Source organism: Citromicrobium bathyomarinum (genome assembly GCF_038594605.1).
Lineage (GTDB): Bacteria > Pseudomonadota > Alphaproteobacteria > Sphingomonadales > Sphingomonadaceae > Alteriqipengyuania > Alteriqipengyuania bathyomarina_B.
Genome location: NZ_JBCFZM010000001.1, coordinates 1,382,948 through 1,397,822, shown reverse-complemented (window position 1 = coordinate 1,397,822; position 14,875 = coordinate 1,382,948). Strand labels below are relative to the sequence as shown.

General features: G+C 66.3%; 13 protein-coding genes. 11 read left to right on the top strand and 2 right to left on the bottom strand.

Going from position 1 to position 14,875, the window contains the following annotated elements; all coding sequences use genetic code 11:
• Positions 1–31: 31 nt before the first annotated feature.
• Both ppsR and AAG612_RS06730 read right to left on the bottom strand, forming a co-directional pair.
• The gene (gene ppsR, locus AAG612_RS06735) at positions 32–1,462 is read right to left on the bottom strand and encodes a transcriptional regulator PpsR (protein WP_342508494.1); all 1,431 of its coding nucleotides are present in this window, start codon (positions 1,460–1,462) and stop codon (positions 32–34) included.
• A gap of 16 nt (positions 1,463–1,478) precedes the next feature.
• Positions 1,479–2,225, bottom strand: coding sequence for a cobalamin B12-binding domain-containing protein (locus AAG612_RS06730; protein ID WP_342508492.1), 747 nt, complete (start codon positions 2,223–2,225; stop codon positions 1,479–1,481).
• Between the two features lie 342 nt (positions 2,226–2,567).
• Between AAG612_RS06730 and bchF the strand changes: the two genes are divergently transcribed.
• The 11 genes from bchF to AAG612_RS06675 are packed head-to-tail and all read left to right on the top strand — an operon-like array spanning position 2,568 to position 14,854.
• Positions 2,568–3,119, top strand: coding sequence for a 2-vinyl bacteriochlorophyllide hydratase (bchF, locus tag AAG612_RS06725; protein WP_342508491.1), 552 nt, complete (start codon positions 2,568–2,570; stop codon positions 3,117–3,119).
• On the top strand, positions 3,116–4,426 hold the full coding sequence (locus AAG612_RS06720) for a ferredoxin:protochlorophyllide reductase (ATP-dependent) subunit N (protein WP_342508489.1): 1,311 nt from the start codon (positions 3,116–3,118) through the stop codon (positions 4,424–4,426). The genes bchF and AAG612_RS06720 overlap by 4 nt, the downstream gene beginning before the upstream one ends.
• A 2-nt stretch (positions 4,427–4,428) precedes the next feature.
• Positions 4,429–6,033, top strand: a complete 1,605-nt coding sequence (bchB, locus tag AAG612_RS06715; protein WP_342508487.1) for a ferredoxin:protochlorophyllide reductase (ATP-dependent) subunit B — start codon at positions 4,429–4,431, stop codon at positions 6,031–6,033.
• Entirely contained in the window at positions 6,023–9,562 is a 3,540-nt protein-coding gene (gene bchH / locus AAG612_RS06710; RefSeq protein WP_342508485.1) for a magnesium chelatase subunit H, read from the top strand. The genes bchB and bchH overlap by 11 nt, the downstream gene beginning before the upstream one ends.
• Before the next feature lie 10 nt (positions 9,563–9,572).
• The gene (gene bchL, locus AAG612_RS06705; protein ID WP_010236050.1) at positions 9,573–10,460 is read left to right on the top strand and encodes a ferredoxin:protochlorophyllide reductase (ATP-dependent) iron-sulfur ATP-binding protein; all 888 of its coding nucleotides are present in this window, start codon (positions 9,573–9,575) and stop codon (positions 10,458–10,460) included.
• Positions 10,460–11,182, top strand: a complete 723-nt coding sequence (gene bchM, locus AAG612_RS06700) for a magnesium protoporphyrin IX methyltransferase (protein WP_342508481.1) — start codon at positions 10,460–10,462, stop codon at positions 11,180–11,182. Before bchL ends, bchM begins: the two co-directional genes overlap by 1 nt.
• Positions 11,183–11,211: 29 nt before the next feature.
• Positions 11,212–12,606 (top strand): BCD family MFS transporter, encoded by a 1,395-nt coding sequence (locus tag AAG612_RS06695; RefSeq protein ID WP_342508479.1) that lies wholly within the window; start codon positions 11,212–11,214, stop codon positions 12,604–12,606.
• A gap of 22 nt (positions 12,607–12,628) precedes the next feature.
• Complete coding sequence (puhA, locus tag AAG612_RS06690) at positions 12,629–13,402, top strand: photosynthetic reaction center subunit H (RefSeq protein ID WP_342508477.1); 774 nt, start codon at positions 12,629–12,631, stop codon at positions 13,400–13,402.
• Positions 13,399–14,079, top strand: coding sequence for a photosynthetic complex putative assembly protein PuhB (gene puhB, locus AAG612_RS06685; protein ID WP_342508475.1), 681 nt, complete (start codon positions 13,399–13,401; stop codon positions 14,077–14,079). The genes puhA and puhB overlap by 4 nt, the downstream gene beginning before the upstream one ends.
• Positions 14,076–14,552: a photosynthetic complex assembly protein PuhC gene (gene puhC / locus AAG612_RS06680; protein WP_342508473.1), complete on the top strand. Its 477-nt coding sequence runs from the start codon at positions 14,076–14,078 to the stop codon at positions 14,550–14,552. The genes puhB and puhC overlap by 4 nt, the downstream gene beginning before the upstream one ends.
• Positions 14,552–14,854 carry a hypothetical protein gene (locus AAG612_RS06675; protein WP_342508471.1) on the top strand — a complete coding sequence of 101 codons (303 nt, stop codon included), beginning with the start codon at positions 14,552–14,554 and terminating at the stop codon, positions 14,852–14,854. The genes puhC and AAG612_RS06675 overlap by 1 nt, the downstream gene beginning before the upstream one ends.
• Positions 14,855–14,875: the final 21 nt, after the last annotated feature.

The window sequence follows — 14,875 nt, the reverse complement described above, 5'->3', positions numbered from 1 at the left end:
CCATTTTGACAGTCTTTATGTCAGGCAAAGGCTACCGCGTTTCCTCGCCCTGCTTGCCGAGGCCGTAGCGGTTGAGTTTGGAATAAAGGCTCTGGCGGCTCAGCCCCAGAATCTCGGCCGCCGATGCGCGATTGTCCGAGGTGTAGAGCAGCGCAGCTTCGATGCACAAACGTTCGATCAGATCGGTGCTCTCGCGCACGATGTCCTTCAGCGGCATGCGGCCGACCAGATCGGTCAGCTCCTCGACCGAGCGCGGCAGATCTTCGCCGGCGCCGGCGACCTCGCGAAGACGGCGGCCGATCGGACGGATGACGAAGCCGAAATGGCGTGCATTGCCCTGCTTGTCGTCGCCGGTGGCCACGGCGGAAATTTCGACCGGCTCTTCGGCCGACCCGCTCAGGTTGCGGACCACGCTGGTGACATTGCGCGCGACCCCATCCTTTTCCATCTGCCCTGCGATCAGATCGAGATCGATCCCCGGGCGACCGAGGAACCGCGTGAGCGAGCGTCCGCCGAGCTGCTCCTCGCTCGCCGCATCGACCATTTCCACGAAGGCCGAATTCGCTCGCAAAACCCGCATGTCGCCATCGGCGATAACGAAGGCGTCGGGCATCGTTTCGATGATATCGGACAGCGAATGATCGTCCTTCGCCACCTGTTCGTCCGCAGGGGTTATGACCAGCAGTAGATATTGCCGCCGCGACTGGCTGAAGCCGGTTGCCGCGACCATCGCCTTGCGACCGCCGCGCGAAAGCTTGACCGGGATCGGTGCCGCGGCGTCGGTGCCCAGTGCGGAACCGAGCTGGGTGGTGAGCGAATCGCGCGTGGCGCTGTCGAACAGTCCGCCCAGCTTCTTGCCATGCAGGGTTCCGCCGCGCGCGCCCGCAAGGCGACAGGCCGCGGGGTTCGCCTCGCGAATGCGATGCGTATCCGCCTCGACGATCAGCACCGCCTCGCCCGATCGTTCGAACAGGATGCGATAGCGCGCCTCAAGCTGGCGCATGTGCATGTAATCGCGCTCCAACGCCTGCTGCACCTGCAACAGGCGCTGCTGGGTTCGCGCGACATCGCGCAGATCGCGTCCGAGCGCGATATGGAGTCCATCGCCCAGGCTCACGATCGTATAGCGCACCGGCACGTCGCCGTCGGTCGTCGGGTGGTTCACCTGACGCCAGCGGTGCGTCTCTCCCTTGCGTGCGGCGGCGAGCATTTCCATGACCTTGGCACGGCTTTCGATGGTCACCGTGTCGAGCCAGTTATCGCCCGCCCAATCCGTGAATTCGGGAAATTCCTGCTCGCTGACCGACACGTCGACGATCTGGCCCGTATCGTCGATCACCAGCGCAATATCGCCCGCCGCCATGGCGAGCTGCTGCGCCGCCTCGACGCCGAGTGTACCAAACAGTCCGGCGCTGTCGCCGAAGGACCGGTCTGCATCACCGAAGTGCTTTTTGGTCAGCATCAGATACTCGCCCCCTTCAGGGTGCGGGGTTAGAAAGCAGTCCTGCTTCGGCGACCATCCGTTGTGCGGTTTCGAGCGCCGAAAAGGCATCCGTCGCCGTACCGTCGGCGCCGACTTCCTTCACGATGTCCGGATTGGAATTGACCATCCGCCCCCCGATCATGATGCGGGTCGCCGGATTGGCCGATACCGCGCGAATGGCCCGGATCAGGGATTGAAGCGCGCTGCTAGGTGAATCGGTGGTGATGGTCAATCCTATCAGATCGAAGGATTTCCGCGATACGATGGTCAGCAATTCGCGCCTCTGAGGATCGATCAGCGCTTCGCTTTCCCACCCGGCGCGCGCGAAAACCTCGTCGATCATCAAGGCGCCGAAGGCGTGCTGATCGCCCGGAATGGGCGAGAATAGCGCGCGGGCTGGTGTCTCCAGCGCGCGGGCCATCGGCGCGGTGGAAGAAGTGACTTCGCGCATCACCTCCTGCAATCGCCACAGGCCCATCGTCACCTCGACGAAATCGCAGCGGTCCTCTTCCCACAGGGCGCCCAGCTTGCGCGCCGCAGGGGCGAGGAGGTCGAGATAGAGCGCCTGGATCTCGTAGCCGCGCGTTATCAGAGACTCGACTTCCCTCAGCGCCCGGTCGGCATCCCATTCGAGCAGACTGACCGCGAAACCGTCCGCAAAATCCGGTGCGATCGGGTCAAGTGCCGTCGCGACTTGGGCCTGTGGCTCGCGCGAGTGCGCCAGCATCAGGCGGGGGATCATGTGTTGTTCCACTATATCGCCCAGCTCGTCCTCATGCGGGCCGGGCACTCGCCTTCGGGCACCCAGAGGGTTAGCGATAATGTTCCGGAGGGCCGTGGACCCCATGCCGAAAACCGATGCCATTGCAGACTCTCCCAGTCTGTTAGCGGCGCGGACTGCGTCGACCCGGGCATGCGGTTATACTTATACGACTCCGCCCAAGCTGAAGGAAGCGTACGCCCGATTTCGCGATATGGCAAATCGGATAGTGTCCACTTCACTTGTCGTCATGAAAGATTGACACTCCTCGCGAGGTAGGCGTAGTCTTGCGCCATTGGAGAGAGGAGGGCGGTCGCCGACCCCATGACCAGCAAGGCTCATCCGGACACAGGCACGAAAGCGCCGCGTACGCGGCACGGGACAACCCGTGCCGCGTGGGCGAGCGACGGCGTGTCGCTCTACACGCCCGAAGAACGCGCGCGCCGCGACTCGAGCGTCTGGACCCTCGTGCAGGGTGTGCTTGCGCCGGTGCAGTTCGCGATTTTCGCGATCAGCCTGGTTCTGGTTTTGCGCACTCTCGCGACCGGCGACGGCGCCTTTGCCGCCGACCTTTCGATCATCGCCAAGACCTTCGCGCTTTATACGATCATGATCACGGGCTCGATCTGGGAAAAGGTCGTGTTCGGCAAATGGCTCTTCGCGAGGCCGTTCTTTTGGGAAGACGTGTTCAGCATGGTCGTGATCGGCCTGCATACCGCCTATCTCGCGATGCTGCTGGGCGGCATCGGCAGCGTCGAGGCGCGCATGCTCGTCGCGCTGGCAGGTTACGCGGCCTATGTCGTCAATGCCGGACAGTTCCTGCTGAAGCTGCGCGCTGCGCGGCTTGCCGGCAGCGTCCAGGCGGTGCCCGCATGAAGGCGGACACATTCTCGGTTCCCGCAGACAGCGGCTGCGCAGTTTCGCCCGAACGCGAGGTCTTGCGCGAGCCCATATTGAGAGAGAGGGGCCAACGCGAGGTCTTCTGCGGCCTCACGGGAATTGTCTGGCTGCATCGCAAGATGCAGGACGCCTTCTTCCTCGTGGTCGGATCGCGCACCTGCGCTCACCTGCTGCAATCGGCGGCGGGCGTGATGATCTTCGCCGAGCCGCGCTTCGCCACCGCGATTATCGAGGAGCGCGATCTGGCGGGCATGGCCGATTGCCACGAAGAGCTGGACCGGGTGGTCGACCGGTTGCTCGCGCGGCGCCCCGAGATCAGGCAGCTGTTCCTCGTCGGCTCGTGCCCGTCCGAAGTCATCAAGCTGGACCTCGGCAAGGCGGCCGAGCGACTCGGCGCCAAGCATGCCGGTGCGGTTCGCATTCTCAACTATTCTGGCAGCGGGATCGAAACGACCTTCACCGAGGGCGAGGACGCATGCCTTGCCTCGCTGGTCCCCGCCATGCCCAAGAGCGCGCCCGATGCCGCGGCAGAATTGCTGATGGTCGGATCGCTGCCGGATATCGTCGAGGACCAGTTCCTGCGCCTGTTCGCGCAGCTCGGGATCGAGAATGTCGGCGTGCTGCCGGCGCGCACCGCCGACAGTCTTCCCTCGGTCGGCCCCAACACGCGCATTCTGCTCGCGCAGCCCTTCCTTGGTGAAACCGCGCAGGCGCTCGAAGGGCGTGGGGGCCAGCGGATCGATGCGCCGTTCCCCTTCGGTGCGGAAGGCACGACCGCCTGGCTCAAGGCCACAGCGGCGGCTTTCGGGATCGACGAGATGCACGCCAACGCGGTGGTTGCGCCGGGCCGCGAGCGGGCCAAGCGTGCGCTCGAACATCATCGCGAAAAACTGGCGGGCAAGCGGATCTCCTTCCTGCCCGACTCGCAGCTGGAGGTGCCGCTAGCGCGGTTCCTCGCCACCGAACTCGGCATGGAGCCGGTCGAGGTCGGCACGCCCTATCTCAACCGCAAGCTGGTCGCGCGCGATCTGGAGCAACTGCCGCAGGGCACGCGGATCAGCGAAGGGCAGGATGTCGACAGGCAGCTCGACCGGGTGCGCGCCGACCGGCCCGACCTGACCGTCTGCGGCCTCGGCCTCGCCAATCCGCTGGAGGCGGAAGGGCTCTCCACCAAGTGGGCGATCGAACTGGTCTTCTCGCCGATCCACGGGTTCGAACAGGCGGGCGACCTCGCCGAACTCTTTGCGCGGCCCTTGCGCCGCTGCGACGTGTTGCAGGTGTAGCCGTGCAGCTGAGCGTCTGGACCTACGAGGGGCCTCCTCATGTCGGCGCGATGCGGGTCGCGACGGCGATGCGTGGAGTCCACTACCTGCTCCACGCGCCGCAGGGCGACACCTACGCCGATCTGCTGTTCACGATGATCGAGCGCCGCAATGCACGCCCCCCGGTCACCTACACCACCTTCCAGGCGCGCGATCTGGGCAAGGATACCGCCGACCTGTTCCAGCGTGCAGCGCGCGATGCCTATGCGCGGTTCGACCCGCAGGTGATGCTGGTGGGCTCTTCATGCACCGCCGAGCTGATTCAGGACGATCCCGCCGGGATGGCCGAGGCGATGCGCCTGCCGTGCCCGGTCGTCCCGCTCGAACTGCCGAGCTATTCGCGCAAGGAGAACTGGGGCGCGGGCGAGACCTTCTACCAGATCGTACGCCATATCGCGGACCGCGACATTCGCCCTGCGCCGCGCGAAACGCGCAAGCCGCTGGTCAACATTCTTGGCCCCGCAGCGCTCGGTTTCCGCCACCGCGACGATGTGCGCGAAGTGCGCGGCATTCTGGACACGCTCGGTATCGATGTGAACTGCGTCGCACCGCTGGGCGCTGAGCCCGCCGAGATCGCCCGGATCGGTGCAGCGGACTTCAACATCGTGCTCTATCCCGAAATCGGCGAAAGCGCTGCCCGCTGGCTGGAACGCGAGTTCAAGCAGCCGCGCACCAAGACCGTACCTATCGGCGTGGGCGCGACGCGCGAGTTCATTGCCGAGGTCGCCGCGCTGGCAGGCGTCGATCCCGACCCAGCGCTCGCCGACGGCGAGTCGCGCATGCCATGGTGGAGCCGCTCGGTCGACTCGACCTACCTGACGGGCAAGCGGGTGTTCGTGTTCGGCGATGCTACCCATGCGGTCGCCGCCGCGCGGGTTGCGAAGGAAGAGTTGGGCTTCGAGGTGGTTGGGCTCGGCTGCTACAACCGCGAATTCGCCCGCGAAGTGCGCGATGCCGCGAAGCTCTATGGCGTCGAGCCGCTCATCACCGACGATCATCTCGACGTCGAGGACGCAATCGCCGCCGCCTCGCCCGAGCTGGTGCTGGGCACGCAGATGGAACGCCACATTGCCAAGCGGCAGGGCGTCCCCTGCGCGGTGATCTCCGCCCCGGTCCACGTGCAGGATTTTCCCGCGCGGCACAGCCCGCAGATGGGATTCGAAGGCGCGAACGTGCTGTTCGACACCTGGGTCCATCCGCTGGTGATGGGGCTGGAAGAGCACCTGCTCACGATGTTCCGCGAGGACTTCGAGTTTTCGGACGATGCGGGGGCAAGCCACCTTCACGCGCACGCACCGAGCCAGCCCATTCGTCATGCCGAACTTGTTTCGGCATCCAGTCCGCAACCCGATACGCCAAACCAGGAAGAAGGCTGGACCCTGAAACAAGTTCAGGGTGACGGAGGCAATTCGCTCTGGACCGCCGAGGCCGAGGCGGAGCTGAAGAAGATCCCCTTCTTCGTGCGCGGCAAGGCAAAGCGAAACACGGAGAGCTTCGCCGCCGAACAGGGCCGCGCCGCGATCGACCTCGAAACGCTCTACGATGCGAAGGCGCATTATGCCCGTTAGTGCGCTCCCCGCCACGCGCGTCGTGATCGTGACGCTCGACAACCACCTGAAGGGTGCGGTCGAGCGCGCGAGCGCGCGGCTTGCGGACGAGAATATTGCGATCGTGCTCCACGCCGCGTCCGACTGGGATCGGGTGCCTGGATCGCTCGAACAGACGGAAAGCGACATCGCGCAGGCCGATATCGTCATCGCGACGATGCTGTTCCTCGACGATCATGTCCGCGCCATCATGCCCGCGCTCCAGGCGCGGTGCGAAGAGTGCGACGCGATGCTCGGCCTGATGTCGGCGGGCGAAGTCGTGAAGCTGACCCGGATGGGCGGCTACCGCATGGATGCGCCTGCCAAGGGCCCGCTCGCCTTGCTCAAGAAGCTGCGCGGTTCCGGTAAGCCGGGTGCCAGCTCGGGCGCGGGACAGATGAAGATGCTGCGCCGCCTGCCGAAAATCCTGAAGTTCATTCCCGGCACCGCGCAGGATGTGCGCGCCTATTTCCTGACCCTGCAGTACTGGCTTGCCGGATCGGACGACAACGTGGTCGCGATGGCCCGTGCGCTGATCGACCGCTACGCGGCTGGCGAGCGTGAAGCCCGGCGCGGCGGGACCCATGCAGAGGCTCCGCAGGAGTATCCCGAGGTCGGAGTCTATCATCCGCGCACCGACCAGCTGATCTCCGAAAGCACGCGCCTGCTGCCGCGGCTGAAGGGCGCGCAGGGCCGGGTGGGCCTGCTGATGCTGCGCTCCTACCTGCTGGGCCGCGACACCGCGCATTACGACGGCGTGATCTCCGCGATGGAGGCCGCCGGGCTGGAGGTGGTGCCTGCCTTTGCCGCCGGCCTCGACGCGCGCCCGGCGATCGAGACATTCTTCGTCAAGGATGGCAAGCCGACGGTCGATGCGATCGTCAACCTGACCGGCTTCTCACTGGTCGGCGGGCCAGCTTACAACGACACCGAGGCTGCGGTGCAAACGCTCTCCGGCCTCGACCTGCCCTACATCGCCGCACACCCGATCGAGTTCCAGTCGCTCGAATCCTGGGCCGAGGGCCGGATGGGGCTGCTGCCGCTCGAAACCACGATGATGGTCGCGATCCCCGAGCTCGACGGGGCGATCGCGCCGAGCCTGTTCGGTGGCCGCAGTGACGACAGCGATGGCCCGGTGCGCGCGATGCGCGGCCATCCCGAACGCGCTGCCGCACTCGCCGCCAAGACCGCGAAGCTGGTCACGCTGCGCAAGGCGGAACGCGCGAGCCGCAAGCTCGCCATCGTCATCTTCAACTTCCCGCCCAATTCGGGCGCGACCGGCACGGCGGCGCACCTCGCGGTGTTCGAATCGCTCCACGCCACGCTCGTCCGCCTGGCCGCCGAGGGCTACGCCGTCGATGTGCCGACAAGCATCGAGGCGCTGCGCGATGCCGTGCTGCACGGCAATGCGGATATGTTCTGCGCCGATGCCAATGTCGCCGCGCGCATCCCGGCGGACGAGCATGTCCGCGCCGAACCGCACCTGAAGGAAATCGAGGCGCAGTGGGGCCCCGCGCCCGGCAGGCAGCAGGCCGATGGCTCGGCGATCCACATCTATGGCGTCGAGCTGGGAAACGTCTTCGTCGGCGTCCAGCCCGCCTTCGGGTACGAGGGCGATCCGATGCGGCTGCTGTTCGAAGGTGGCTTCGCGCCGACCCACGCCTTTTCCGCCTTCTACCGCTGGATCCGGCGTGACTTCGGCGCCGATGCCGTACTGCATTTCGGTACCCACGGCGCGCTGGAGTTCATGCCCGGCAAGCAGTCCGGGCTGAGCGGGGATTGCTGGCCCGAGCGGCTGCTGGGCGATCTGCCCAACTTCAACCTCTACGCCGCCAACAACCCTTCCGAAGGCATCCTTGCCAAGCGGCGCGCGTCGGCCACGCTGGTCAGCTACCTCACCCCGCCGCTGGCCGAAGCCGGGCTGTACAAGGGCTTTGCCGACCTCAAGGCGCTGACCGAGCGCTGGCGCGGATCGACCGATGCCGAGGAACGCGCCTCGGTCGAAGCGATGATCGCCGATGCCTGCGACACGCTCGAGATATTCATGGGCGATATCGAAGACCTCTCGGGCCGCTTGTATGAGCTGGAGCGCACGCTGATCCCGCACGGGTTGCACGTGTTCGGTGCCAACCCGGAAGGCGAGGAGCGCGAAGCGCTGCTCGACGCGATCGAGCAGGCCGACGCCGATGCCGACCGGGAAGCGCTGGAAGACAGGCTCGATGCCAATGACGAGATGTCCGCGCTGATCCATGCGCTTGACGGCGGTTACGTGTTGCCCTCGCCGGGCGGCGATATCCTGCGCAACCCCGAGGTGCTGCCCACGGGTCGCAATATTCACGGCTTCGACCCCTTCCGCATTCCCAGCAGTTTCGCGGTGGTCGAGGGCGCGCGGCAGGCCGAACAGCTGCTCGCCCGTCACCGCGCCACGAAAGACAAGACGCCCGAAAGCATCGCGATGGTGCTGTGGGGCACGGACAACCTCAAGAGCGAGGGCACGCAGCTCGCCCAGGCGATGGCGCTGATCGGCGCGCGGCCCCGGCTCGATTCCTATGGCCGGTTGAGCGGGGCCGAACTGATCCCGCTGAACGAACTGGGCCGCGCACGGATCGACGTGGTCGCCACGCTCTCGGGCATCTTCCGCGACCTGCTGCCGCTCCAGACCCGGATGCTCGCCGAAGCCGCGTGGCTCGCGACCATCGCCGACGAGCCGATCGAGCAGAACCACGTCCGCAAGCACAGCCTCGCTTTTGCGCAGGCTCATGGCTGCGACATGGAAACCGCCAGCTTGCGCGTCTTCTCCAATGCCGAGGGTGCCTATGGCGCGAACGTCAACCAGCTGATCGACGGCGGTGTGTGGACCGATCCGGACGAACTGGCCAATGCCTTCGAGACGCACAAGGGCTATGCCTACGGCCCCAAGGGTGCGCCCGTGCAGCGGCGCGAGCTGTTCGCCGCCGCGCTCGCCAGCGTCGATTTCACCTACCAGAACCTCGAGAGCGTGGAGGTCGGGATCACCGATCTCGACCAGTATGTCGATGGGCTGGGCGGGATGAACCGCGCCATCGCGCGCGCCAAGGGCGAGGACGCGCCGGTCTACATCCTCGATGCGACGCAGGGTAAGGCGAAGGTCCGCACGCTGGGCGAACAGATCGACCTCGAAACGCGCACCCGCACACTCAACCCCAAATGGTACGAAGGCATGCTCAAGCACGGCTTCGAAGGCGTGCGCCATGTCGAGATGCATGTGACCAACACGCTCGGCTGGTCGGCGACTACCGGCGATGTGAAGCCTTGGGTCTATCAGCAGATCAGCGAGACCTTCGTGCTCGACGAAGCGATGCGCGCGCGGCTTTCCGCGCTCAATCCGAAATCATCCGTGCGGGTGGCGAACCGCCTGCTCGAAGCCTGCGAGCGGAAGCTCTGGGAACCCGACGACGACACACTGGCAGCCCTGCGCGCGGCGAGCGACGATCTGGAAGATCGGCTCGAAGGCGTGGTCGCGGCCGAATGAGGAGACTATGATGCTAGACGCAGCGACACAGGCACCGCCGGATGGCGACGGCTCCGTCCAGGTCCAGCTCGACCCGAGCGACAAGATCAAGGGCGCGAAGGTGTTCGCGGTCTACGGCAAGGGCGGGATCGGCAAGTCGACCACTTCGTCGAACCTCTCCGCCGCGTTCAGCAAGCTCGGCCACCGGGTGCTGCAGATCGGCTGCGATCCCAAGCACGACAGCACCTTCACGCTGACCAAGAAGCTGATGCCGACCGTGATCGATGCGCTGGAGCAGGTCGAGTTCCATTCCGAGGAACTGCGGACCGAAGACTTCATGTTCGAAGGCTATAACGGCGTGATGTGCGTTGAGGCTGGCGGGCCGCCCGCGGGCACAGGCTGCGGTGGTTACGTGGTCGGCCAGACGGTCAAACTGCTGAAACAGCACCACCTGCTCGAAGACACCGACGTGGTGATCTTCGATGTGCTGGGCGATGTGGTGTGCGGCGGGTTCGCCGCGCCACTGCAGCATGCTGAGCGCGCGCTGGTGGTCGCCGCGAACGATTTCGACTCGATCTTCGCGATGAACCGGATCGTCGCCGCGATCGGCGCAAAGGCGAAGAACTACGATGTGCGGCTCGCCGGCGTGGTCGCCAATCGCAGCCGCGAGACCGACGAAATCGACCGCTTCTGCGACGAGATCGGGATGCAGCGGCTCGCGCATTTCCAGGATCTCGACGCGATCCGTCGCAGCCGCCTGAAAAAGTGCACCTTGTTCGAGATGGAGGAGTGCCCCGAAGTGCTCGCCGCCCAGCTCGAATATATCCGGCTCGCGCAATTGCTTTGGGACGGGGTGGATCCGTCCGAAGCGACCGCGATGAAGGACCGCGACATCTTCGATTTTCTGGGGTTCGAGTGATGGCTACGCGCGCCATCGAGCACACCGGGGCTTCCACCTACGATCTCAACCGCGACCGGCTGGCGACCTATTTCGACAGCACCGCGCAGAAGGCATGGATCGACCTGACCTCGGACGCGCCGGTCAGCGGCGTGCGCGCGACGGTGCGCGCCGGGCGCGAGGCAATGCGCTCCATGCTGCTGGACTGGCTGCCGCAGGATCTCCGGCGCACCCGCGTGCTCGACGCGGGCTGCGGCACGGGCGCGTTCAGCGTCGCGGCGGCGTGTCGCGGCGCGGAAGTGACCGGCGTCGATGTCGCTGCCGGGCTGGTCGACGTGGCGCGTCGGCGCGAACCTTCTTTCGTCGGCCATGGCAAGATCCGCTGGCACGCGGGCGACATGCTGGACCCCGCATTCGGCAGTTTCGGCCACGTCGTCGCGATGGATTCGCTAATCCATTACCGCGAGGGGGACCTGATCGCGGCGCTGGCGGCGCTGGCAGAGCGCACCTCGGACAGCATTCTGTTCACCTTCGTGCCACGCACGCCGTTGCTTTTCGCGATGTACCACGCGGGCAAGCTGTTCCCGCGCAGCGACCGGTCGCCGCGGCTTGTCCCGCTGGTAGAGAGCCAGCTGCGCACGCGGCTCGCCACTGCACTGCCCGAGTGGCGGATCGCTCGCAGCGAGTGCGTCTCCAGCGGATTCTACACCTCGCACGCAATCGAGTTGGTGCGCCGGGGATGAGTACGCGTCCGCCCCTTGCTGCAAGCTGGATGAAGGTGGCCACCGCGTGGCTGCCCTTCGCCGATGCGGCCAGTGCGGATCTGCCGTTGGGACGACTGCTGCGTCTCGCGCTGTTCCAGGTGAGCGTTGGGATGGCGAGCGTGTTGCTGACCGGTACGCTCAACCGGGTGATGATCGTCGAGCTGTCGATCCCCGCAGGGCTGGTCGCGGTGATGATCGCGATCCCGCTGCTGGTCGCACCCTTGCGCGCCCTGATCGGCCACAAGTCGGATACGCACCGCTCGGTACTCGGCTGGCGGCGGGTGCCCTTTATCTGGCTGGGTACGCTGATGCAGTTCGGCGGATTGGCGATCATGCCTTTCGCGCTGTTGCTGATGTCCGACCCGGCGAAGGCAACGCTTGGCATTATCGCCAGCGCGATCGCCTTCCTGCTAACCGGCGCGGGGCTCCACGTCACGCAAACCGCCGGGCTGGCGCTGGCGACGGACCTTGCCCCGCCGGACAAGCGCCCGCGCGCGGTCGCGCTGCTCTACGTCATGCTGCTGGCAGGGACGATCCTGGCCGCGCTGGCGATCGGATCGCTGCTGGTCGATTTCTCCGCCACCCGGCTGGTGCAGGTGATTCAGGGAGCGGCAGTGGTGACGCTGGTGCTGAACTTGGTGGCGCTGTGGAAGCAGGAGCCGCGCGGGTCTTCGCTGCGCCCGTCGGACCCGGCAGGGCCCAGCTTTGCGGTGCTGTGGCGCACCTTTATCGCCGAGGCGCGCACCGCGCGGCTGCTCGCCGCGATCGGCATCGGCGCGGCCGCCTTCGCGATGCAGGATGCTCTGCTCGAGCCCTTCGGGGGCGAGATACTCGGCCTGTCGGTCGGCACCACCACGATGCTGACCGGCGCATGGGCGGCGGGCGCGCTGGCGGGCTTCTGCCTTGCCGGTCGCAGCCTCTCGCGCGGCGGCGACCCCTTGCGGCTCGCGGGCACCGGCCTCGTTGCCGGGATCACCGCCTTCCTGCTTGTGCTGTTCGCCGCGCCGTTCCAGTCGAGCCTGCTGCTGTTCACGGGCGCTGCGTCGATCGGCCTCGGGCTCGGCCTGTTCTCGGTCGGCACGCTGACCGAAACAATGGCGCGCGCAAGCGGCGAAGGCGCAGGGCTTGCGCTGGGCGCATGGGGCGCGGTGCAGGCGAGCTGTGCGGGCATGGCCATCGCCATCGGCGGCACGCTGCGCGATCTCATTTCGCAAGCGGCGTCCGCCGGCGGGCTTTCGGGCGCGCTCAACAACCCGGCTGCCGGTTACGCCAGCGTCTACATCATCGAGATAATCCTCTTGCTGGCCGCGCTCGTGGCGCTCGGCCCGCTCGTCGCACGTCGTCGCCAAGGCGGCGGGCAGACCCTCGCACAGCCCTTCGGACTCCGCGAGTTCCCGACATGATTGCCACTCAAGGAGAGCCACAATGATCGATCCCTATCTCGTGGGTACGCTCGACATCACGGAGCTGGTGTTCCTCGCCTTCGTGTTGTTCTTCATCGCGCTCATCTTCTACCTGCGTCGTGAAGACCGGCGCGAGGGCTATCCGCTCGAGAACGAGATGAGCGGCTTTGTCGAAAGCCCCGGCGGGCCGCTAAGCCGTGCCAGCGTAAAGACCTTCAAGCTGCCGCACGGGCGCGGCACGGTGACGCCAGAGGACAGCCGTCGCGAACGGGTCGACATCCCGGCCAAGCCTTCCTTCGGCGCCCATGGCGCGCCGTTCGTGCCGACCGGCGATCCGCTGATCGACGGGCTGGGCCCGGCATCCTGGGCCGAACGCAAGCCGGTGCCCGACATCACGCATGACGGCCGCCCGCGGATCGTGCCGTTGAGCCTCGAAGCGGACATCTCGATTGCCACGCGCGATGCGAACCCGATCGGCATGATGGTGATCGGTGCGGACAAGCAGCCGGTCGGCGAAGTCACCGAGGTGTGGATCGACCGCGCCGAACACGTCATCCGCTACCTCCAGATCGCCACCGAAGCAGGCAAGACGGTGCTTGCGCCGATGGCGATGTCGGTGGTCAGGAAAGGCAAGGGTGTGATCGTGATCGACGCGCTCAATGCCGCGCAATTCGCGGGCGCTCCGGTGCCGGCCGCGCCCGACCAGATCACGTTCTACGAGGAAGAGCGGATCGTTGCCTACTTCGGTGGTGGCTACCTGTACGCGACGCCTGAAAGGCAGGAGCCGCTGCTGTGAGTACCGCCGGGGTGAACATGAGAGATCGGCGCACGAACCTGAGCGAGGCCCAGATCCAAACGCTGTGGCAACCGCAGAGTGACGAGACCGTTCTGTGGCAGGGCAAGCCCAACGCGATGGTGCTCGCCCGGAGCGCGTTTCGTGCGCGGTGGGTCGCCGGCTATTTCGCGGTGCTCGCGGCTTCGGCGCTGGTGTTCAACGGCAGCGTGACCGGTGCGCTGATGACGCTGCTGGGCGGGGTTGGCGCGCTTGCGCTCCTGCATGGGCTGGCTTTCGTTTCGGCCCGGACGACCACCTACATCCTCACCGACCAGCGCGTGATCCTGCATATCGGAATGGCGATCGAGAAGACGATCAACCTCCCGCTCCACAGGATCGGCGCGGCACACCTCAACGACCGGGGCCATGGCTTCGGCGAAATCGCGCTGGAACCGGCGGGCGAGCACACGCTCGGCTACCTGCTGCTGTGGCCGCATGCACGCCCCTGGCGAATGGCGCGCCCGCAGCCGATGCTGCGCGCACTGCCCGATGCGGCGACGGTGGCGGAAAAGCTCGCCAATGCGGTCTCGGCGCGCAGCGAGATTGCGCGCGGAGAGGCCCCGGGTGAAGCGCAGCCCGCAGCGATCCCGGCCCGCGCCAAGCCTGCGATGCACGGCGCGCAAGGGGCGATCGCATGAGTGTGCATCACGACCATGACGAGCCCGTGCCCAAGGTTCCGCTGGCGATGATCGGCGGGATTGCGGTTCTCTCCCTGCTGCTCGCAGCCTCGGCAAGCTTCGGCCTCGTCGCCCGCGACGCCGTGCCCGAAGCCTCGCGCGCGGCGGCGGGGACGCAGGAAGTGGCGAGCCGCGCCCTCTTCTTTCACGACGCGCCCGACGGCGGCGTGCTGATCAGCGATGCCGCGACCGGAGCGAGGGTCGCCAAGGTCGAACCAGGCACGGGAGGCTTCATCCGCTCCACCATGCGCGGCCTCGTGCTGGTCCGCCAGCGGTCGGGCATCGGCGCCGAAACCCCGTTCGAACTGACCGAGTGGAGCGATGGCGGCCTGACGCTGAGCGATCCGGCGACAGGAGAACGGCGCGAACTGGTCGGCTTCGGGGACGATAATCGCGCGGCTTTCGCGGTGCTGCTGGAAGGGGAGACCGCGTGATGGCTTATGCAAACGCGAGCCTGCGACGGTTCGACATCCCCTGCCGCATCTCGGTCGAGCAAAGCGAGGAGCATTTCCATGCGCATGTCGAACTGGCCGAAGAGGTCGCCATTCGTCCGGGCGACAAGGTGCGCGTTCACGGTGCGCCGATCCAGATCGCTTTCGGCGAGACCGCGCAATACGACCGCATGGCCACGGTCACCCGCGCCGGGCCGATCGGACAGGCGATCACGCGGATCGCCGCCTATTTCGACCTTCGCGAACTCTACGAAGTCAGCTTCAATCCCGGGAGGATCAAATGAACGCGCCCGCCCAAATTGAGA

Excerpts from the sequence above, each read along its gene's own strand:
- ppsR (WP_342508494.1), bottom strand. The coding sequence starts at position 1,462 with ATGCTGACCAAAAAGCACTTCGGTGATGCAGACCGGTCCTTCGGCGAC.
- AAG612_RS06730 (WP_342508492.1), bottom strand. The coding sequence starts at position 2,225 with ATGATCCCCCGCCTGATGCTGGCGCACTCGCGCGAGCCACAGGCCCAA.
- bchF (WP_342508491.1), top strand. The coding sequence starts at position 2,568 with ATGACCAGCAAGGCTCATCCGGACACAGGCACGAAAGCGCCGCGTACG.
- AAG612_RS06720 (WP_342508489.1), top strand. The coding sequence starts at position 3,116 with ATGAAGGCGGACACATTCTCGGTTCCCGCAGACAGCGGCTGCGCAGTT.
- bchH (WP_342508485.1), top strand. The coding sequence starts at position 6,023 with ATGCCCGTTAGTGCGCTCCCCGCCACGCGCGTCGTGATCGTGACGCTC.
- bchL (WP_010236050.1), top strand. The coding sequence starts at position 9,573 with ATGCTAGACGCAGCGACACAGGCACCGCCGGATGGCGACGGCTCCGTC.
- bchM (WP_342508481.1), top strand. The coding sequence starts at position 10,460 with ATGGCTACGCGCGCCATCGAGCACACCGGGGCTTCCACCTACGATCTC.
- AAG612_RS06695 (WP_342508479.1), top strand. The coding sequence starts at position 11,212 with ATGAAGGTGGCCACCGCGTGGCTGCCCTTCGCCGATGCGGCCAGTGCG.
- puhA (WP_342508477.1), top strand. The coding sequence starts at position 12,629 with ATGATCGATCCCTATCTCGTGGGTACGCTCGACATCACGGAGCTGGTG.
- puhC (WP_342508473.1), top strand. The coding sequence starts at position 14,076 with ATGAGTGTGCATCACGACCATGACGAGCCCGTGCCCAAGGTTCCGCTG.
- AAG612_RS06675 (WP_342508471.1), top strand. The coding sequence starts at position 14,552 with ATGGCTTATGCAAACGCGAGCCTGCGACGGTTCGACATCCCCTGCCGC.